The organism is Micromonospora sp. CNZ297, from assembly GCF_007827625.1.
In genome coordinates this window covers 157,051-171,790 of sequence record NZ_VISU01000013.1, presented here as the reverse complement: position 1 = coordinate 171,790, position 14,740 = coordinate 157,051, and the positions used below count along the sequence as shown (strand labels likewise).

Genomic DNA, 14,740 nt, shown 5'->3' with positions numbered 1-14,740 from the left:
GCGCGCCGCACGGAGCCCGGTGGGGACGGGCGGCGCGGTGGTGCGAGGCAGGGTGACGGCCGGTCACCGGAGCTGCCGGCGTGGCTCCGGGTCGACAGATCGACCGTCGCGATTCGCCGGGGGTCGGCGGCTCGCTGGTGCACAATCACACGCCGCCCGAGCCCGGAGCAATGGGTGACCTGGGCAACGGCTGACAGTCGGGCGCGCCGCCGCGCGCGCCGATCCAGGCAACCATGATCTTCAATAGGCCCTGATCAGGGCGAACATCGCCGACGGTGGATGGATGCCGGTGCAAATTGCGGACGTTGCCGCTGTGTGCGAATGGCGCGCATAGACGCGAGGCCGCCGTCAGCGCGGCCGGGCGGCGGCGGACCGCCGCCCGGCCGGGTCAGCGTGGGCCGCGGGTCCGCGTCGGCGACACGGTGGGCAGCGGCGGCAGCGACGGCGTCAGCGTCGGCCGCGAGGTCGGCCGCCCGGTCGGGTCCGGGCTCGGGCTCGACGAGGACGGGCTCGGGCTCGGCGACTCCGACGGCGTCGGCGCGGCGGTGGTCGCCGGCGGAGGCGCCGACCGGGTCGGCTCCGGGGTCTCGCCGGGGAACTTCGGCTGACCGAAGCGGTACTTGTCCGGGTCGAGCTTCATGGCCGCGGTGGCCCGGGTCATGAACTGCCGCCAGATCGGCGCGGCGCCGGTCGAGCCGTACACCTCGTAGCTGCCGCCCCTGGTCCGCAGCGGCTTGCCGTCGGTGGTTCCCAGCCAGACGGCCGAGGCGAGCGCGCCGGTCCAGCCGACCATCCAGGTGTGCACGTTCTGCGTGGTGCTCTGCCCGGCCTGCCAGGTGCCGGTCTTCCCGGCGGAGTCCCAGCCGTTGCCCAGCTCGGCGGCCCGCACGCGGCGCAGCGTCCAGTCGAGCTGGTCGATCGCCTCCCGGTCCAGGCCCAGGTCCGTCGTACGGAGCTGCTCGGTCCACACCTCCTCGTCGTCCTTGGTCACCGACCGGACGAAGTGCGCGTCGGCACGCTTGCCGCCGGCCGCGAACGTCGCCATCCCGTTCGCGTGGTCCTGCACGGTTATGCCGTACTGCCCGATCCCGACCTCGGTGGAGAACCGCTTCGCCACCTCGTCGGCCGGGTCGCTGCGCAGGTCGACGCGCTGCGGCCGGGGATTGCCCCGCACCGTCTCCCACATCGACTCCACGCCGGCCTGCCGCGCGGTCTCGATCACCTTGGCGGTGCCCAGCTTCTCGGTCAGCTCGAAGTAGGTCACGTTCAGCGACGCGACAGTGGCCTCCCAGAGCGCGCAGTCCGGCTGGCAGGGCGCGCGCTCCGCGTTGCGGATCGGCCCGGCCGCGCTGCCCTTCGTCCGCCCCGAGGCGGGGAACTCCTTGGTGTCCGGCGAGTCGAACCGCTGCTTCACCGAGATCCCGTCGCGTACGGCGGCGGCCAGGTCGTACACCTTGAACGACGACCCCGGCGGATGCTGGCCGAAGCCGCGGGTCTCGCCGTTCTCGTCGTAGTACCAGCCGGCGTAGTCCGCGCCCGAGCCCTTGTCGCCGCCGTAGTAGCCGAGCACCCGGCCGGTGCCCGGCTCCACCGCCACCAGCGCGGCCTGCCAGTTGCGCGGCTGGCCGCGTACCGCCTGCGGCGCGGTGTCGCGGCGGATGTCCGCCGCCGCCTCGGCCGCGTCCTGCACGCGCTTGTCGATCGTGGTGACGATCCGGTAGCCGCCGTCGCGGATCACCTCGTCCGGCTTGCCGCGGAACGGCTCGGTCTCGCGCAGCTCGGCGAGCACATGGTTGACCACCAGGCCGGTCGGCCGGTCCAGGTCGGAGCGGCCCGCGTCCTTGTCGATCGGCCGGACCGTGTCCGGGTACGCGAGATCCGCCGCCTGCTGCGGCGTCAGGTAGCCGAGCTTGACCATGCCGTCGCGGATGTAGTTCCACCTGTCGATCGAGTTCTGCCGGGCCAGCGCGTTGCGGCGCGGATCGTAGCCGGGCGAGCCCTCCGGGTCGGCCGGGTCCGCCTCCGGCTGCTTCACCATCGCGCAGAGCACCATCGCCTCGGCCGGCGTGAGCTGCCGCGCGGCGGGCGCGTCCCGGCGCACCGTCTTGCCGAAGTACGTCTGCGCGGCCGCCTCGATGCCGTACGCGCCCCGGCCGAACGGCACGGTGTTCAGGTAGAAACCGAGGATCTCCTCCTTGGAGTATGCGTCGTCGAGCTTCCACGCGATCACCGCCTCGCGCAGCTTGCGGGAGTAGGTGACCCCGCGCAGGTCCGCGGCGATGCGCGCGTACTGCTGGGTGAGGGTGGACGCGCCCTGCCGCTGCCCGCCGCTCACGTTGGCCCAGGCCGCCCGCATCACACCCTTGAAGTCGATGCCCTGGTTCGTCCAGAACGTACGGTCCTCGGCCGCCACGATCGCCTGCTTCGCCGAGTCGTTCATCTGGTCGTACGGCACGATGGTGCGGTTCTGCGCGCCCAGCTTCGCCATCGGCGTGCGCCCGTCTGCGTAGTAGACGGTGGTGGACTCGGGCAGCTTCAGGTCGCTGGGCGTCGGCACGCTGTCGAAGTAGTAGCCGCCGGCGACCAGCCCGCAGCCGGCCAGCAGCGTGCAGACCGCGAGGACGACCAGCAGACGCCGCCGCTTGCGCCTGGGGCGCACCTGGGTCGCGCCGCCCGGTTCCGGGGTGGATCCGCTGTTCCGCACGCGTTACCTCCGGCTGCTCGGCTGAGTCGTGCCCGGCTCGCAGGCTAACCGAGCTGCGCCGACGGCACCGGCCGAAGAACCCGGACGGTGTGGCGCCGGTCCGGGCCGGGGCGGCGGTCGTCCACCCCGGCCCGGGGCTCAGCCGGTCAGCGTGCCGCCCAGCCGACGGCCCGGTCGTCGCGTTCCCGGCGGGCGGCCCGGCGGGTCCGCCACCTGTCGTTGCCGCCCGCGTGGAACGGCGCCGACCGCCACAGCGACCGCACCGGCGTGCCGTCCGGGGCGGCGAACGTCTCCCGTTCGGCGTAGCCGAGCCGCCGCAGCAGCTCCTCCTCCTGCTCACCGGCGCACGGGTGCGCGTACGTGGGCAGGCTCAACGTGTCCATCCGGCGCTGCGCCGCGGACAGCGCCTGCGTCGCGCCGCCCCGGGGCGCGGCCAGCAGCGCCAGATGGTTGTGCGGCTCGGCAGGACGGCGTGCCGCCAGTTCCTCACCGAGGCGGCGGAACCGGTCCTCGTCCGTCCCGGCGGCGCCGGCGAGCCGGTCGGCGTACCGGTGGGGGACGGGGATCGGGCGGTAGCGGTGGAACCACACGGTGGCGGCGCTGCCGTCTGGCAGCAGGAACGCGTCGCCGAACAGCAACGCGTGTTCGGTCCAGATCCGCGCCACGGCGGCGAGGACCGGCAGGCGGCGGGACTTGTCGGGGACGAGCCAGGCGGCCAGCGCGGTGGGCGCGAGGGCCTCGGCGACGAGATCGGCGATCCGGCCGATGTCGCACCATCGGGCGCGGACGACGGGCAGGGCTGTGCTCATGAACGAACTCCTGTTTTCCAGGCGTGGTCGGGTCGGTTACGGGCGCCGGACGACTGTCGACGGCGCCGCCGCGGCATGCGGCAGTCGGGCGGGACACGCCCGTGCTCCGGATCGGAGGTGGTGCCTGTGGAGTCCGCTCAGGCAGGTCTGGTGCCGGGGCGCGACGTGCGCGACGGCGGCAGCGGGTCGGCCGACGGTCGCGCGTACCCGTGGGTCAGCGTCGGCAGTCGCCAGCGGTTCGCGTCCGCGTCGGCGGCCTCGCTGTGCACCGCGCCGCCGCCGTGGGTGACGCCGTCGAGCGGCAGCGGCAGGGCGGGTGTGGTCGTGACGTGCGCGGCCGGACCGACGGTCGCCGGTGCCCGGCTGCGTACGGGCTCGACCCACCGCGTGCCGACGACGGTGAGGCTGCGCGCCGCCGGGGCGGCGAGGACCGGCCCGCCGAGGCGGGGCGGCGTGTCGTGCGCACGCTCGGGAGCCGGTGCCGGCGTCGCGGCCGGGTCGGCCGGGACGATCGGGGCGCCGGGAGCGGCCGGGCCGGGCACGGGCTCGCCGGGCGCCGGGGGCGAGCCGGGGTCCGGCGCGGCCGGCGGGTCGATCAGATCGGTCACCGGGCTGAGCGGATCGAGCACCGGATCCAGCGGGTCGAGTACCGGTTCCAGGCCCCGCCAGACCGGGCCGAGGATCGGGCGCAACGGCTCCACGACCGGGGCCAGCACGTCCGCCACCGGGTCGAGCACGCCTGCCCTCACCGGGTCGGTGACCGGGCGCAGGCCCTCCGCGACCGGCGCGAGCACGTGGTCGCTTACCGGGTCGGTGACCGGGCGCAGGCCGTCGGTGACGGGCGTGAGCACGTGGTCGCGGACCGGCGTCACCACCGCGTCGACCACCCGGCCGGTGACCGGCGCCGCGGGGGCCGGCTGGGCATTCGGCCGGCCCGTGCCGGGCAACGGCGTTCCGGACGCGGGCGTGCCGGGCTTCGGCGCGGTCGCGTCAGGTGCGGGCACCGGCGCGGCGGAGTCGGACGCAGGCGCGGGTGCGGCGGGGCCGGGTGCGGCGGGGTCGGGAGCAGGCGCGGGCGCGGCGGGCGTCGCCGGCTGCGCCGCGGCGTCACCGGATCCGGTGGAGGGCGCGGCGCCCGTTCCGGACGTGGGCAGGCCGAGCACCGTTCCGAGCGTGTGGGTGAGCACCCCGACGGTGGCGGTGAGCGGGCCGGACGGCTCGCGGTCGGCGGCGTGGGCGGCCGAGCCGGATGCGACCTCGTGGGCACCCCAGACGACCGCCACGGCACCGAGCAGCAGGCCGAGGCGCAGCGTGCAGCGCGCCATCCACCCGGTCCGTTCCGACATCCCGCACCCTTCGGATCCACGCCCGGCGGCACCGATCGACGCCCCGCACTGTACCCAACGTGGCGGCCCGGGCACAGTACGCCGTCGATCCGTGTCGGGCGCGTCGCGCCGGGCGCAGGCGTGGGATCCGCGGAGTCCGGGTACCAGCCGGCCATGGACACGCGCACGGCCGAACGCCCGGACACCACCCCCGCCCCCGCCGCGCCCCCGGCCGGTGTGATCGCTGTCGTCGCCCACCGGAAGAAGACGTTCGGGGGTGGGCTCGACGAGCTGCGCTCCCGGCTCGTCGCCGCCGGGGTCGGGCGGCTGCTCTGGTACGAGGTGCCGAAGAGCCGCAAGGCGCCCAAGCGGGTGCGCGCGGCCCTGGACGAGGGTGCCGAGCTGGTGCTGGTGTGGGGCGGCGACGGCATGGTGCAGCGGTGCGCCGACGCGCTCGCGGGCAGCGGCGTGCCGATGGGCATCCTGCCCGCCGGCACGGCCAACCTGTTCGCGGTGAACCTGGGCATCCCGGTCGACCTGCCGGAGGCGGTGCGCATCGCGCTGCACGGCCGCCGGCGCGAGCTGGACCTGGGCCGGATCAACGGCGAGCACTTCGCGGTGATGGCCGGCGCCGGGTTCGACGGCGACCTGATCCGTGACGCCGACCGGCAGCTCAAGGGCCGGTTCGGCCGGATCGCGTACGTCTGGACCGGGCTGCGGCACGTGCGCGGCGAGTGCGTACGGACCCGGATCCGGGTCGACGGCGCCGACTGGTTCGACGACGAGGCGAGCTGCGTGCTGTTCGGCAACGTCGGCACCATCACCGGCGGCATCCCGGCCTTCGACGACGCCCGCCCGGACGACGGGGCGCTGGAGGTCGGCGTGTCCACCGCCAGCGGCGCGGTGGACTGGGCGCGCACGCTGGGCCGGATGGCCGCCGGGCGTTCCGAGGAGTCGCCGTTCGTGCGGATCACCCGGGGTCGCAAGATCAAGGTCCGGTTCGACGCGCCGAAGACGTACGAGCTGGACGGCGGCGCCCGGGGCAAGGCGAAACGGCTCAAGGTGAAGGTGGTGCCGGGCGCGCTGACCGTGTGCTGTCCCGACCCGGCGGACTGACCGCGCCCGGGCCGGGGCAGGATGCCGGAATGCGCGACGACATCCGCGACTACCTGGCCGAAGTGGTGCGCCGCTCCTGGGACGTGCTCGGTGAGGACCTGGTCGGCGCGTACGCCGCCGGGTCGGTCGGGCTGGGCGCGTACCAGCCGGGCCGCAGCGACGTGGACGTGGCGCTGGTGGCCGCCGGGCCGATGCCGGAGCCGGACAAGCGCCTGCTCGTGGACCGGCTGCGGCACGAGTCGCTGCCCTGCCCGGCGCGCGGCCTGGAACTGGTCGTCTACCGCCGCGACGTCTCCGCCTCCGGCATCCCGGAGCCGGGCTTCGAGCTCGAGCTGAACACCGGTGCCACCATGCCGTTCCGCGCCACCTACGACCCGGCCGACCGGCCCGCCGCCGACGGGCGGTTCTGGTACGCGCTGGACCGCAGCATCCTGCGCCAGTCCGGTCGGACGCTACTCGGCCCGCCCGCTGCCGACGTGTTCGCCGACCCGTCCCCGGAGGCGCTGCGGGCGCTGCTCGCGGACGCGCTGCGCTGGTGGCTGGCGCTGCCCACGCCACCCGGCGACGAACCGGCCCCCGGCGCGGAGGACGCGGTGCTCGGCGCCTGCCGGGCGCTGGTGCGCATCCGCGACGGCGTCTGGCTGGGCAAGGTCGACGCCGGGCTGCGGGTGGCCGCCGACGACCCGGACGCCGCGCTGATCCGCGCCTCGATCGCGGCCCGCCGGGGCGGCACGCCGCCGTCCGGCCCGGCTGCCCGCGCGTTCCAGCGGCGGGTGCTGGACCGGATCACCGCGCGGTGAGCCCCGCCGTGCGTGACTACTGTGAGCCGGGGGAGGTGCGGTGATCATGACGGAGCTGAGCGCGTCCACGCGGGCCGGGCTGGAGTCGGTGGTGCCCGGCGGTGTGACGACCCGGGCCGCGGACCGGCTGCGGATGGCCCACGACGCCTCGCACTACCTGCTGCACCCCGGCGCGGTGATCACGCCGGCCGACGCCGGTCAGGTGGCCGCGCTGCTCGCGTACGGGCGCCGCACCGGCACCGCGCTGACGTTCCGCTCCGGCGGCACCAGCCTCAGCGGCCAGGCGGTCACCGACCGGCTGCTCGTCGACGTGCGGCGGCACTTCCGCGACCTGACGGTGCTCGACGACGGGCGGCGGGTACGGGTGCAGCCCGGGGTGGTGCTGCGGCAGGTGAACGCGCGCCTCGCGTCGTACGGCCGCAAACTCGGCCCCGACCCGGCCAGCGAGTCCGCCTGCACGGTCGGCGGCGTGGTCGCCAACAACTCCAGCGGCATGACCTGCGGAACCGAGTTCAACACGTACCGGACGTTGGAGTCGCTGGTCCTCGCCCTGCCCGGCGGCACCGTGCTGGACACCGGCGTCCCGGACGCCGACGCCCGGCTGCGCGCCGCCGAACCGGACCTGCACGCCGGGCTGCTGCGGCTGCGTGACCGGGTACGCGGCAATCCCGACTCGGTGCGCCGCATCCGCGCCCAGTACGCCATGAAGAACACCATGGGGTACGGCGTGAACGCGTTCCTCGACCACGACGACCCGGCCGACCTGCTCACCCGGCTCGTGGTGGGCAGTGAGGGCACGCTCGCGTTCGTCGCCTCGGCGACGTTCCGCACCGTACCCGTGCACCGGCACGCCGCGACCGGCCTGCTGGTCTTCGACACCCTGGGCGCGGCGATGGCCGCCATGCCGGCGCTGGTGGCCGCCGGGCCGGCGGCGATCGAGTTGCTCGACGCCGCCGCCCTGCGGGTCGCCCAGCGCGACCCGAAGGCGGACGCGACGCTGCGCGGCCTGGCCGTGCGCGGGCACGCCGCGCTGCTCGCCGAGTGGCAGGAGTCCGATCCGGCGGCGCTTGCCGACCGGGTCGCAGACGCCGGACCGGTGCTGTCCGGCCTGCCGCTGAGCGCCCCGGCCCGGCTCAGCGGAGAGCCGGCCTCCCGCGCCGCGCTGTGGCACATCCGCAAGGGCCTGTACGCGGCGGTGGCGGGCGCCCGCCCGTCCGGCACCACGGCGCTGCTGGAGGACATCGCCGTCCCGGTCGAGGCGCTCGCCGGCACCTGCGCGTCGCTCGCCGACCTGTTCGAGCGGCACCGGTACGCCGACAGCGTGATCTTCGGCCACGCCAAGGACGGCAACCTGCACTTCATGCTCAACGAGCGGTTCGACGGCGGCGAGGCCCCGGCGCGCTACGCCGACTTCACCGAGGAGATGGTCGACCTGGTGCTCGGCCACGGCGGCACGCTCAAGGCAGAGCACGGCACCGGCCGGGTGATGGCCCCCTACGTGCGCCGCCAGTTCGGCGACGAGCTGTACGAGGTGATGCGCGAGCTGAAGACGCTCTGCGACCCGGACGGCGTGCTGAACCCGGGCGTGCTGCTCAGCGACGATCCGGAGATCCACATGCGGCACCTCAAGACCGTGCCGGCGGTGGAGGAGGAGGTGGACCGCTGCGTCGAGTGCGGCTACTGCGAGCCGGTCTGCCCCAGCCGTGATCTCACCACCACACCCCGGCAGCGCATCGTGCTGCGCCGGGAGATCGCCGCCGCGCAGGCCGCCGGAGACACCGCGCTGGCCCGGGAGCTGACCGACGACTACGACTACGACGCGGTGCAGACCTGCGCGGTTGACGGCATGTGCGCCACCGCCTGCCCGGTGCTGATCAACACCGGTGACCTGGTCAAGCGGCTGCGCGCGCAGGAGCACGGCCGGACGGCGGGGACCGCCTGGCGCGGCGCGGCCCGCCGCTGGGGCGCCACCACCCGGGGCATGGCCCGGGGACTCGACCTGGCCGGGGCGCTGCCGCCCGCGCTGCCCGAGGCCGCCACCCGGGCCGCCCGCGCGGTGCTCGGCGCGGACCGGGTGCCGCGGTGGCAGCGGGACCTGCCGCGCGGCGGCACCCCGCGCCGCCCCCACCCGGCCGACGACCCCGACGCGGTGTTCGTCCCGTCCTGCCTGGGCACGCTGTTCGCCCCGGCGCAGGGTGGCACCGGCGTGGCCGCCGCGCTGCTCACGCTCGCCGAGCGGGCCGGCGTACGCCTGCTCGTGCCGGACGGCATCGGTGACCTGTGCTGCGGCACCCCCTGGTCGTCGAAGGGCCTCACCGACGGCTACCGGTCGGTCCGCGACCGCGTGCCCCCGGTGCTGCGCGCCGCGAGCCGCGACGGCGCGCTGCCGGTGGTCAGCGACGCCGCGTCCTGCACCGAGGGCTTCGAGCGGCTGGTCGACGGCGCCGGGGACGTGCGGGTCGTCGACGCGGTCGCGTACACCGTCGGCACGCTGCTGCCCCGGCTGACCGTGCGCCGCCGGATCGGCTCGCTCGCGCTGCACCCGACCTGCTCGTCGGTCCGGCTCGGCCTGGACGACGCGCTGCTCACCGTGGCCCGCGCGGTCGCCGACGAGGTGGTGGTCCCGGACGGCTGGCAGTGCTGCGGCTTCGCCGGTGACCGGGGACTGCTGCATCCGGAGCTGACCGCGTCGGCCACCCGGGCCGAGGCCGCCGCCGTCGCGGCACGGCCCTTCGACGGGTACGCCTCGGTGAACCGCACCTGCGAGATCGGGCTGGCGCGGGCCACCGGGCAGCCGTACCGGCACCTGCTGGAGCTGCTGGCCGAGGTGACCGCGCCGTAGCGGTCCGGTCCTCCAAGATCGACACGAGTTCGGGGAAGTGGTGGGGTCGGGCCGGGTCTGAAGGCGCCACTTCCCGATGGTGGTGTTGATCTTGGGTGCCTTGGCCTGGGCTTTGGCCGGGTGGCTCGCTTCTCATGCAGGGGATACCGCCGCTTCGGCGAGGTGGTGTCGGCCTTTGGTGGCGTGGGGTGCCGGGCGTGGGCAGGTCATACGTGATCGACACCAGTTCGGGGGAGTGGTGGGGTCCGGGTGGGTTGGATGTGGCCACTTCCCCGTACTGGTGTTGATCTTGACCTCGGTCGGGTGTCGGTTGCTCGCGTGATCGACACCAGTTCAGGGGAGTGGTGGGGTCCGGGTGGGTTGGATGTGACCACCTCCCCGTGCTGGCGTTGACCTTGGATCGGCGGGTGCACGTGGGGTGCGTGCTTGACGCCAACTCCGGGAGGTGGCTGGTTCTGTCCAGCGGTGAGCTGGGCGGGCGTACGGGGATCTCGATTGCAGGCGGGGCGATGGCGGCAGGGCTTACGGTGCGAGAGGGGGGAGTCCACGGGAGGGGTGACGCGGTGGCGGGGGTGTTGTCGGGGCGGGTCGCTGTGGTCACCGGCGCCGCGCGGGGGATCGGCCGGGCCGCGGCGGTGGCGCTGGCCGAGGCGGGCGCGGACGTGGCCGGGATGGACGTCGCCGGGCCGGTCAGCCCGATCCTGGACCTGCCGCCCGCTACCCCGGAGGACCTGGCCGAGACCGGCCGGCGGGTGACGGCGGCGGGCGCCCGCTGGTCGGCGCACGTGGCCGATCAGCGCGACATCGGCGCGGTACGCGCTGTCGCCGAGGCGGTGGAACGCGAGCACGGCGGCGTGGACGTGCTGTTCGCCAACGCCGGCATCCAGGCGTTCGCGCCGCTGCTGGAGATGACCGACCGGCACTGGCACGACCAGATCGACGTGAACCTCACCGGCGCCGCGAACGTGCTGCGGGCCTTCGCGCCGCTGCTGGTACGTCGCGGCGGCGGCCGGATCGTGGTCACGTCGTCCACCCAGGGGCAGCACGGCACCACGAACGGGTCCGCGTACTCGGCGTCCAAGTGGGGACTGATCGGGCTGGTCAAGTCCGCCGCGCTGGAACTCGGGCCGCACGGCGTGACGGTGAACGCGGTGATCCCGGGCCTGGTCGACACCGCCCTGACCCGGCACCGGGACCGGTACGTCCAGGCGCTCGTCGAGGCGGGCAAGCCGGCCTCCGGTGACCTGGCTCAGGTGGAGGACGCCGCGATTCAGGCGCTGCGGTCGAAGACGCCGCTCGGCGTGCCGTGGGTGGAGCCGGAGGACGTGTCGCCGCTGGTGGTGTTCCTCGCCTCCGACGCCGCGCGGATGGTCAGCGGCACGTCGTTCGCCGCGACGGCCGGCGACAGCGCCCACGTGACCGCCTGACCTCGCCGGGCTGCCGCTGCCGGCGGTCGTGGCTAGGCTCGGGCGATGCATCGATCGAGGTTGTACGCCCTGATCATCGACGCGCCGCAGGACGAGGCGGGGGAGTGCGCCGCGTTCTGGTCCGCCGCGCTCGGCGCGAGCCTGCGCACCGATCCGGCCGAACCGGAGTTCACCGGCCTGGCCGACGTGGTGCCGGGGCTGGTCACCGCCGTGCAGTCGGTCGACGACGCGCCCCGTCACCATCTCGACATCGAGACCGACGACGTGGCGGCCGAGGTGGAGCGGCTGTGCGGGCTGGGCGCCACGCCGGTGTCCCGCTGGCTCGACTGCCACGTGCTGCGCGCGCCGGGCGGGCACCTGCTCTGCGTCATCCCGGTGGCGAGTGACAGCGAGGTGTTCGAGGCCACCGCGACCCGCTGGCCGTGAACCGGTAGGCACGAGCCGGCGCCCCGGCCGTGCGGGCCGGGGCGCCGAAACCGTGGGTCAGGAGCCGTACGGCAGCGTGACCGTCGAGGCGTTCCCGACGCCGAGGATCGTGGGCGCGCCACCGATGGCGTTCCACACCTCGACGCGTACCGTGCCGCCGGACAGGTTGCCCAGCGTGCCGGTGGCCGAGAGCAGGCCCTGGGTCTGCCGGTAGCGCTCCGCACCCGGGATCGGATCGGTGGCGAAGTACCAGTAGGTCTCCACCCGCTCGACGCTGCCGTTGCCGGTCAGGTCGTAGGAGACCCGGATCTGGACGCCGTTGCCGATCGCGGTCCCCGCGTCGACGGCCAGGTCGAACACGGTCGCCCCGCCGGTGTACGTGCCGGTCAGCCCGGTGGCGGTGAACACCTGCGGGTTGGCCGGTGTGCCGTCGGAGTTGCCGTTCGCCGCCGCCACGTTCACCGTGCCGGCGGTGCCGGCGCTGCCGTCCAGCCCGCCGCCCGTACGCAGGTAGCGGACCGGTGTCAGCGGGGTGCCGGTACTCGGAGTGGGGCTGGCGGTGGTCGGCGTCGGCGTCGGCGTCGGGCTGGCCGTGGTCGGCGTCGGACTGGCGGTCGTCGGGGTCGGCGTCGGCGTCGAGGTCGGCGGCGGACCGGTCGGCACGGTCACGCCGCCGGTGGCGTCGCCGCCGCTCCACGCGTACGCCCCGGAGGTGGCCGTCCTCCCGGCCGGCACGGTGAGCGTGGTGCCGTTGGAGAACGTGACTGTGAGCGGCTGGGCGGTGATGTTCGACGCCACGTAGGTGCGGGCGCCGTTCTTGACGAACACCTTCGCCAGCGGGTGGTTCGCGGTGACCGTGGTGTCCACGGTGCCGAGCGCGGCGAGGTTGCGGATCCAGTGGAACGTGTGCGCCTTGCTCTCACCTTCCTCGCTGGTGAACCCGCTGTTCGCCCGGAAGTTGCGCAGCGCCTGCTCGCCGTCGCCGAGGGCCAGGAACTCCCAGATGATGTCCTGCCACACGGTCGGCGGGCCGCCCTTGTTGGTGACCAGCTCGGCGTAGTTGGCCTTGACGTACTCGGGGTGGTCGCCCAGGTAGAGGTGACCGCCGGTGATCGGCAGCATGTTGATGCCCTGGATCATCTCCGGCGCGGAGGAGAACCAGGTCGCGTACGCCCCGCCGTCGCCCCACACCATGCCGACCGTCTTGTGCCCGAACGCGGCCGGGAAGTTCTGGTCGTACACGTCGAACCAGTACTCGGAGATGGCCGCCGACTGCGTGGTCCACAGGTAGACCCCGGCGTCGCGGACGGCGGTGTCGCCGGTGGCCTGACCCCACTGGATCAGCGCGTTGGCGAAGTTCATCCCCTCCGAGGAGGACTCCTGGTTGTTGCCGGCGAAGAACGGCGCCAGCCCGGAGGCCCAGTCGTGCCCGGCGTAGATGTCGAAGTCCCGCAGGTAGGGGAAGCGGCTGTCGGCGCGGTCGTAGTTGTTGGCGTCGCGGATGAGCAGGTCGATCATGCCGCCGTAGCGGCTGTCGTCGGCCCAGCCCGGGTCGAACTTGGCGACAGTGGCGGCGGCGGCGATGAAGTAGCCGTAGTGGAAATGGTGGTCGTTGAGGTCCTCGTCGGAGCCGTACGAGGCCGGGTAGCCGATCAGCGTGCCCCAGTTGCGGTCGTAGTAGAACAGCTGGCTGGTCTCGCCCGAGCCGGCGGTGAGCCAGTTGGTCAGCCGGTTCTTCATCGCGGTCACCGCCGCGTCGCGGACCGGGGTCTGCCCGAGCTGGTCGGCGATCTCGGCGATCCGGGCGGCCCGGCCGAGTCCCTTGCCCGCCCAGTAGGTGTCCCGGCCGCTGACGCCCTCCGGGTTGCCCTGCTCGGCGTTGAGGTAGCCGGTGACGGTGGCCAGGTCCGCGCCGCTGGAGTCGCCGACGGCGGGCACCTCGGGCAGCACACCGGTGAAACGCATCGTGGTGGTGAACGACGGCACGCCGGTGAGCACCCGCATGGCGCCGCGCGCCGAGACGTACGTCGGGGTGATCGGGGTGGCGCCGGTGAGGCTGCGCCACTGGTGCGGGTAGAGCGCCACCACTGTCTTCGTCTCGCTGCCCTCGCGGGGCGTGGTGGTGAACGCGTACGTGGTGCGCACCGTTCCCGCCGACGGGTCGTACGTGTAGCTCATCCGGGTGCCGGTGACGTGGGCGTGGGCGTACCGGCCGTAGGTGTCGGCCAGGGCGGCCCGGTCGCCGCCGCCGGGCAGCACCGCGACCGAGAAGTACCCCTTGCCGGCCAGCGTCGAGCTGATGCCGGCGCCGTTGACGGTCCAGGTCGCGCCGGTCGGTGCGTACGCGACGTAGTCGTGGCCGTTGACAGTGAAGCCGATGGTGGCGCCGGAGTTGCGCCACACGGTGGGCGTCGCGGTGGCGGTGAGCTGCGCGGTGCCGCCGCTGACCGTGTAGTAGCTGAACGGCAGCCCGTGGCCGATGGTGGCGCGCATGGTGCGGCTGCCGTCGCTCCAGTCGGCGGTGACCGTCCAGTCGCTCCAGTCGGCGGCCTTGACGACCGGCGCGGACAGTCCGGGCATCCCGACGCGGACGTCCTCGCCGTACGGGTAGTGGAACTCGCCGACGCCGGTCGCGGTGCCGCTGATGGCCGGGGTGGTGGTGTACGACAGGCCGAGCCCGTTGTTCTCGGCCTTGAACGCCAGCGGGTGGGCGTGCAGGTTCTCGCTGCCGGCGCAGTTGTTGCGCTTCCAGATCAGCGACGACCACCAGTCGTTGGTGGGGATGGCGCCGGCGGGCGCGTCGGGGGTGGTGAAGATGCGCGGGTTGGTGCTGATCGCGCCGCAGCCCTTGGGCAGCTGGGCGCCGGGCGGCAGCGTCTCGGTGTAGCTGCCCGCGCCGACGGCGCCGGCGGTGGCCGTGCCGCCGCCGCCGGCCACGGCGCCCAGCAGGCCGGCGGCGAGCACGGACGCGGCGACGAGGGCGGTCGCCCGCAGACCGCGACGGCGGGCCGGGGACGGGACGGGCGCGGTCGGGGGTACGGGGTCGGGGGAGAAGTCCCGCAGGAGGTTCATGGAGGTCCCCTTCACGAGGAGAAGGCGGGGTACGAAATGGTGTTCCGGCAGTCGTGAGAGCGCTCTCTTGAGAAGGGACAGTAAGGTTCGGGTTACGGCTCCGTCAATGTCTTGTTACCAAAGAGAGCGCTCTCCCGTGCTCACGGAAGGCCCTCCGGTCACCTCGCGAAGCGCCCTGACCAGCGTCGACGGCCCGCACGAAGCGCCGCCCCCGACCGA

Annotated in this window: 9 protein-coding genes; 5 read left to right on the top strand and 4 right to left on the bottom strand. The window is 74.3% G+C overall.

Annotated elements, in window-relative coordinates; translation table 11 throughout:
- Window positions 1-388: 388 nt before the first annotated feature.
- From FB454_RS22480 to FB454_RS22470, 3 genes are all read right to left on the bottom strand, one after another.
- Window positions 389-2,704: a transglycosylase domain-containing protein gene (locus tag FB454_RS22480; RefSeq protein ID WP_114920484.1), complete on the bottom strand. Its 2,316-nt coding sequence runs from the start codon at window positions 2,702-2,704 to the stop codon at window positions 389-391.
- Window positions 2,705-2,850: 146 nt separating this feature from the next.
- Window positions 2,851-3,513, bottom strand: a complete 663-nt coding sequence (locus FB454_RS22475) for a hypothetical protein (protein WP_145755421.1) — start codon at window positions 3,511-3,513, stop codon at window positions 2,851-2,853.
- A 137-nt stretch (window positions 3,514-3,650) separates the two neighbouring features.
- Entirely contained in the window at window positions 3,651-4,859 is a 1,209-nt protein-coding gene (locus FB454_RS22470) for a hypothetical protein (protein ID WP_486481609.1), read from the bottom strand.
- A gap of 153 nt (window positions 4,860-5,012) precedes the next feature.
- Here FB454_RS22470 and FB454_RS22465 point away from each other — a divergent pair, with 153 nt between their 5' ends.
- The 5 genes from FB454_RS22465 (at window position 5,013) to FB454_RS22445 (ending at window position 11,449) form a co-directional block, all read left to right on the top strand.
- Window positions 5,013-5,954 (top strand): diacylglycerol/lipid kinase family protein, encoded by a 942-nt coding sequence (locus tag FB454_RS22465; protein WP_013286499.1) that lies wholly within the window; start codon window positions 5,013-5,015, stop codon window positions 5,952-5,954.
- A gap of 29 nt (window positions 5,955-5,983) precedes the next feature.
- Complete coding sequence (locus FB454_RS22460; RefSeq protein ID WP_145823418.1) at window positions 5,984-6,754, top strand: nucleotidyltransferase domain-containing protein; 771 nt, start codon at window positions 5,984-5,986, stop codon at window positions 6,752-6,754.
- A gap of 46 nt (window positions 6,755-6,800) precedes the next feature.
- Window positions 6,801-9,596: an FAD-binding and (Fe-S)-binding domain-containing protein gene (locus FB454_RS22455; RefSeq protein WP_145823417.1), complete on the top strand. Its 2,796-nt coding sequence runs from the start codon at window positions 6,801-6,803 to the stop codon at window positions 9,594-9,596.
- 563 nt (window positions 9,597-10,159) lie between these two features.
- Window positions 10,160-11,023: an SDR family oxidoreductase gene (locus FB454_RS22450; protein WP_145823416.1), complete on the top strand. Its 864-nt coding sequence runs from the start codon at window positions 10,160-10,162 to the stop codon at window positions 11,021-11,023.
- 45 nt (window positions 11,024-11,068) lie between these two features.
- Entirely contained in the window at window positions 11,069-11,449 is a 381-nt protein-coding gene (locus tag FB454_RS22445) for a VOC family protein (protein WP_145755419.1), read from the top strand.
- Window positions 11,450-11,506: 57 nt separating this feature from the next.
- On the opposite strand, the gene FB454_RS22440 is transcribed toward FB454_RS22445, so the two are convergent.
- The gene (locus FB454_RS22440; protein ID WP_145823415.1) at window positions 11,507-14,521 is read right to left on the bottom strand and encodes a glycosyl hydrolase; all 3,015 of its coding nucleotides are present in this window, start codon (window positions 14,519-14,521) and stop codon (window positions 11,507-11,509) included.
- Between the last annotated feature and the right edge of the window lie 219 nt (window positions 14,522-14,740).

What these genes read in the sequence shown, in the direction of transcription:
- FB454_RS22475 (WP_145755421.1), bottom strand. Translation starts at nt 3,513, where the DNA reads ATGAGCACAGCCCTGCCCGTCGTCCGCGCCCGATGGTGCGACATCGGC.
- FB454_RS22470 (WP_486481609.1), bottom strand. Translation starts at nt 4,859, where the DNA reads ATGTCGGAACGGACCGGGTGGATGGCGCGCTGCACGCTGCGCCTCGGC.
- FB454_RS22465 (WP_013286499.1), top strand. Translation starts at nt 5,013, where the DNA reads ATGGACACGCGCACGGCCGAACGCCCGGACACCACCCCCGCCCCCGCC.
- FB454_RS22460 (WP_145823418.1), top strand. Translation starts at nt 5,984, where the DNA reads ATGCGCGACGACATCCGCGACTACCTGGCCGAAGTGGTGCGCCGCTCC.
- FB454_RS22455 (WP_145823417.1), top strand. Translation starts at nt 6,801, where the DNA reads ATGACGGAGCTGAGCGCGTCCACGCGGGCCGGGCTGGAGTCGGTGGTG.
- FB454_RS22445 (WP_145755419.1), top strand. Translation starts at nt 11,069, where the DNA reads ATGCATCGATCGAGGTTGTACGCCCTGATCATCGACGCGCCGCAGGAC.
- FB454_RS22440 (WP_145823415.1), bottom strand. Translation starts at nt 14,521, where the DNA reads ATGAACCTCCTGCGGGACTTCTCCCCCGACCCCGTACCCCCGACCGCG.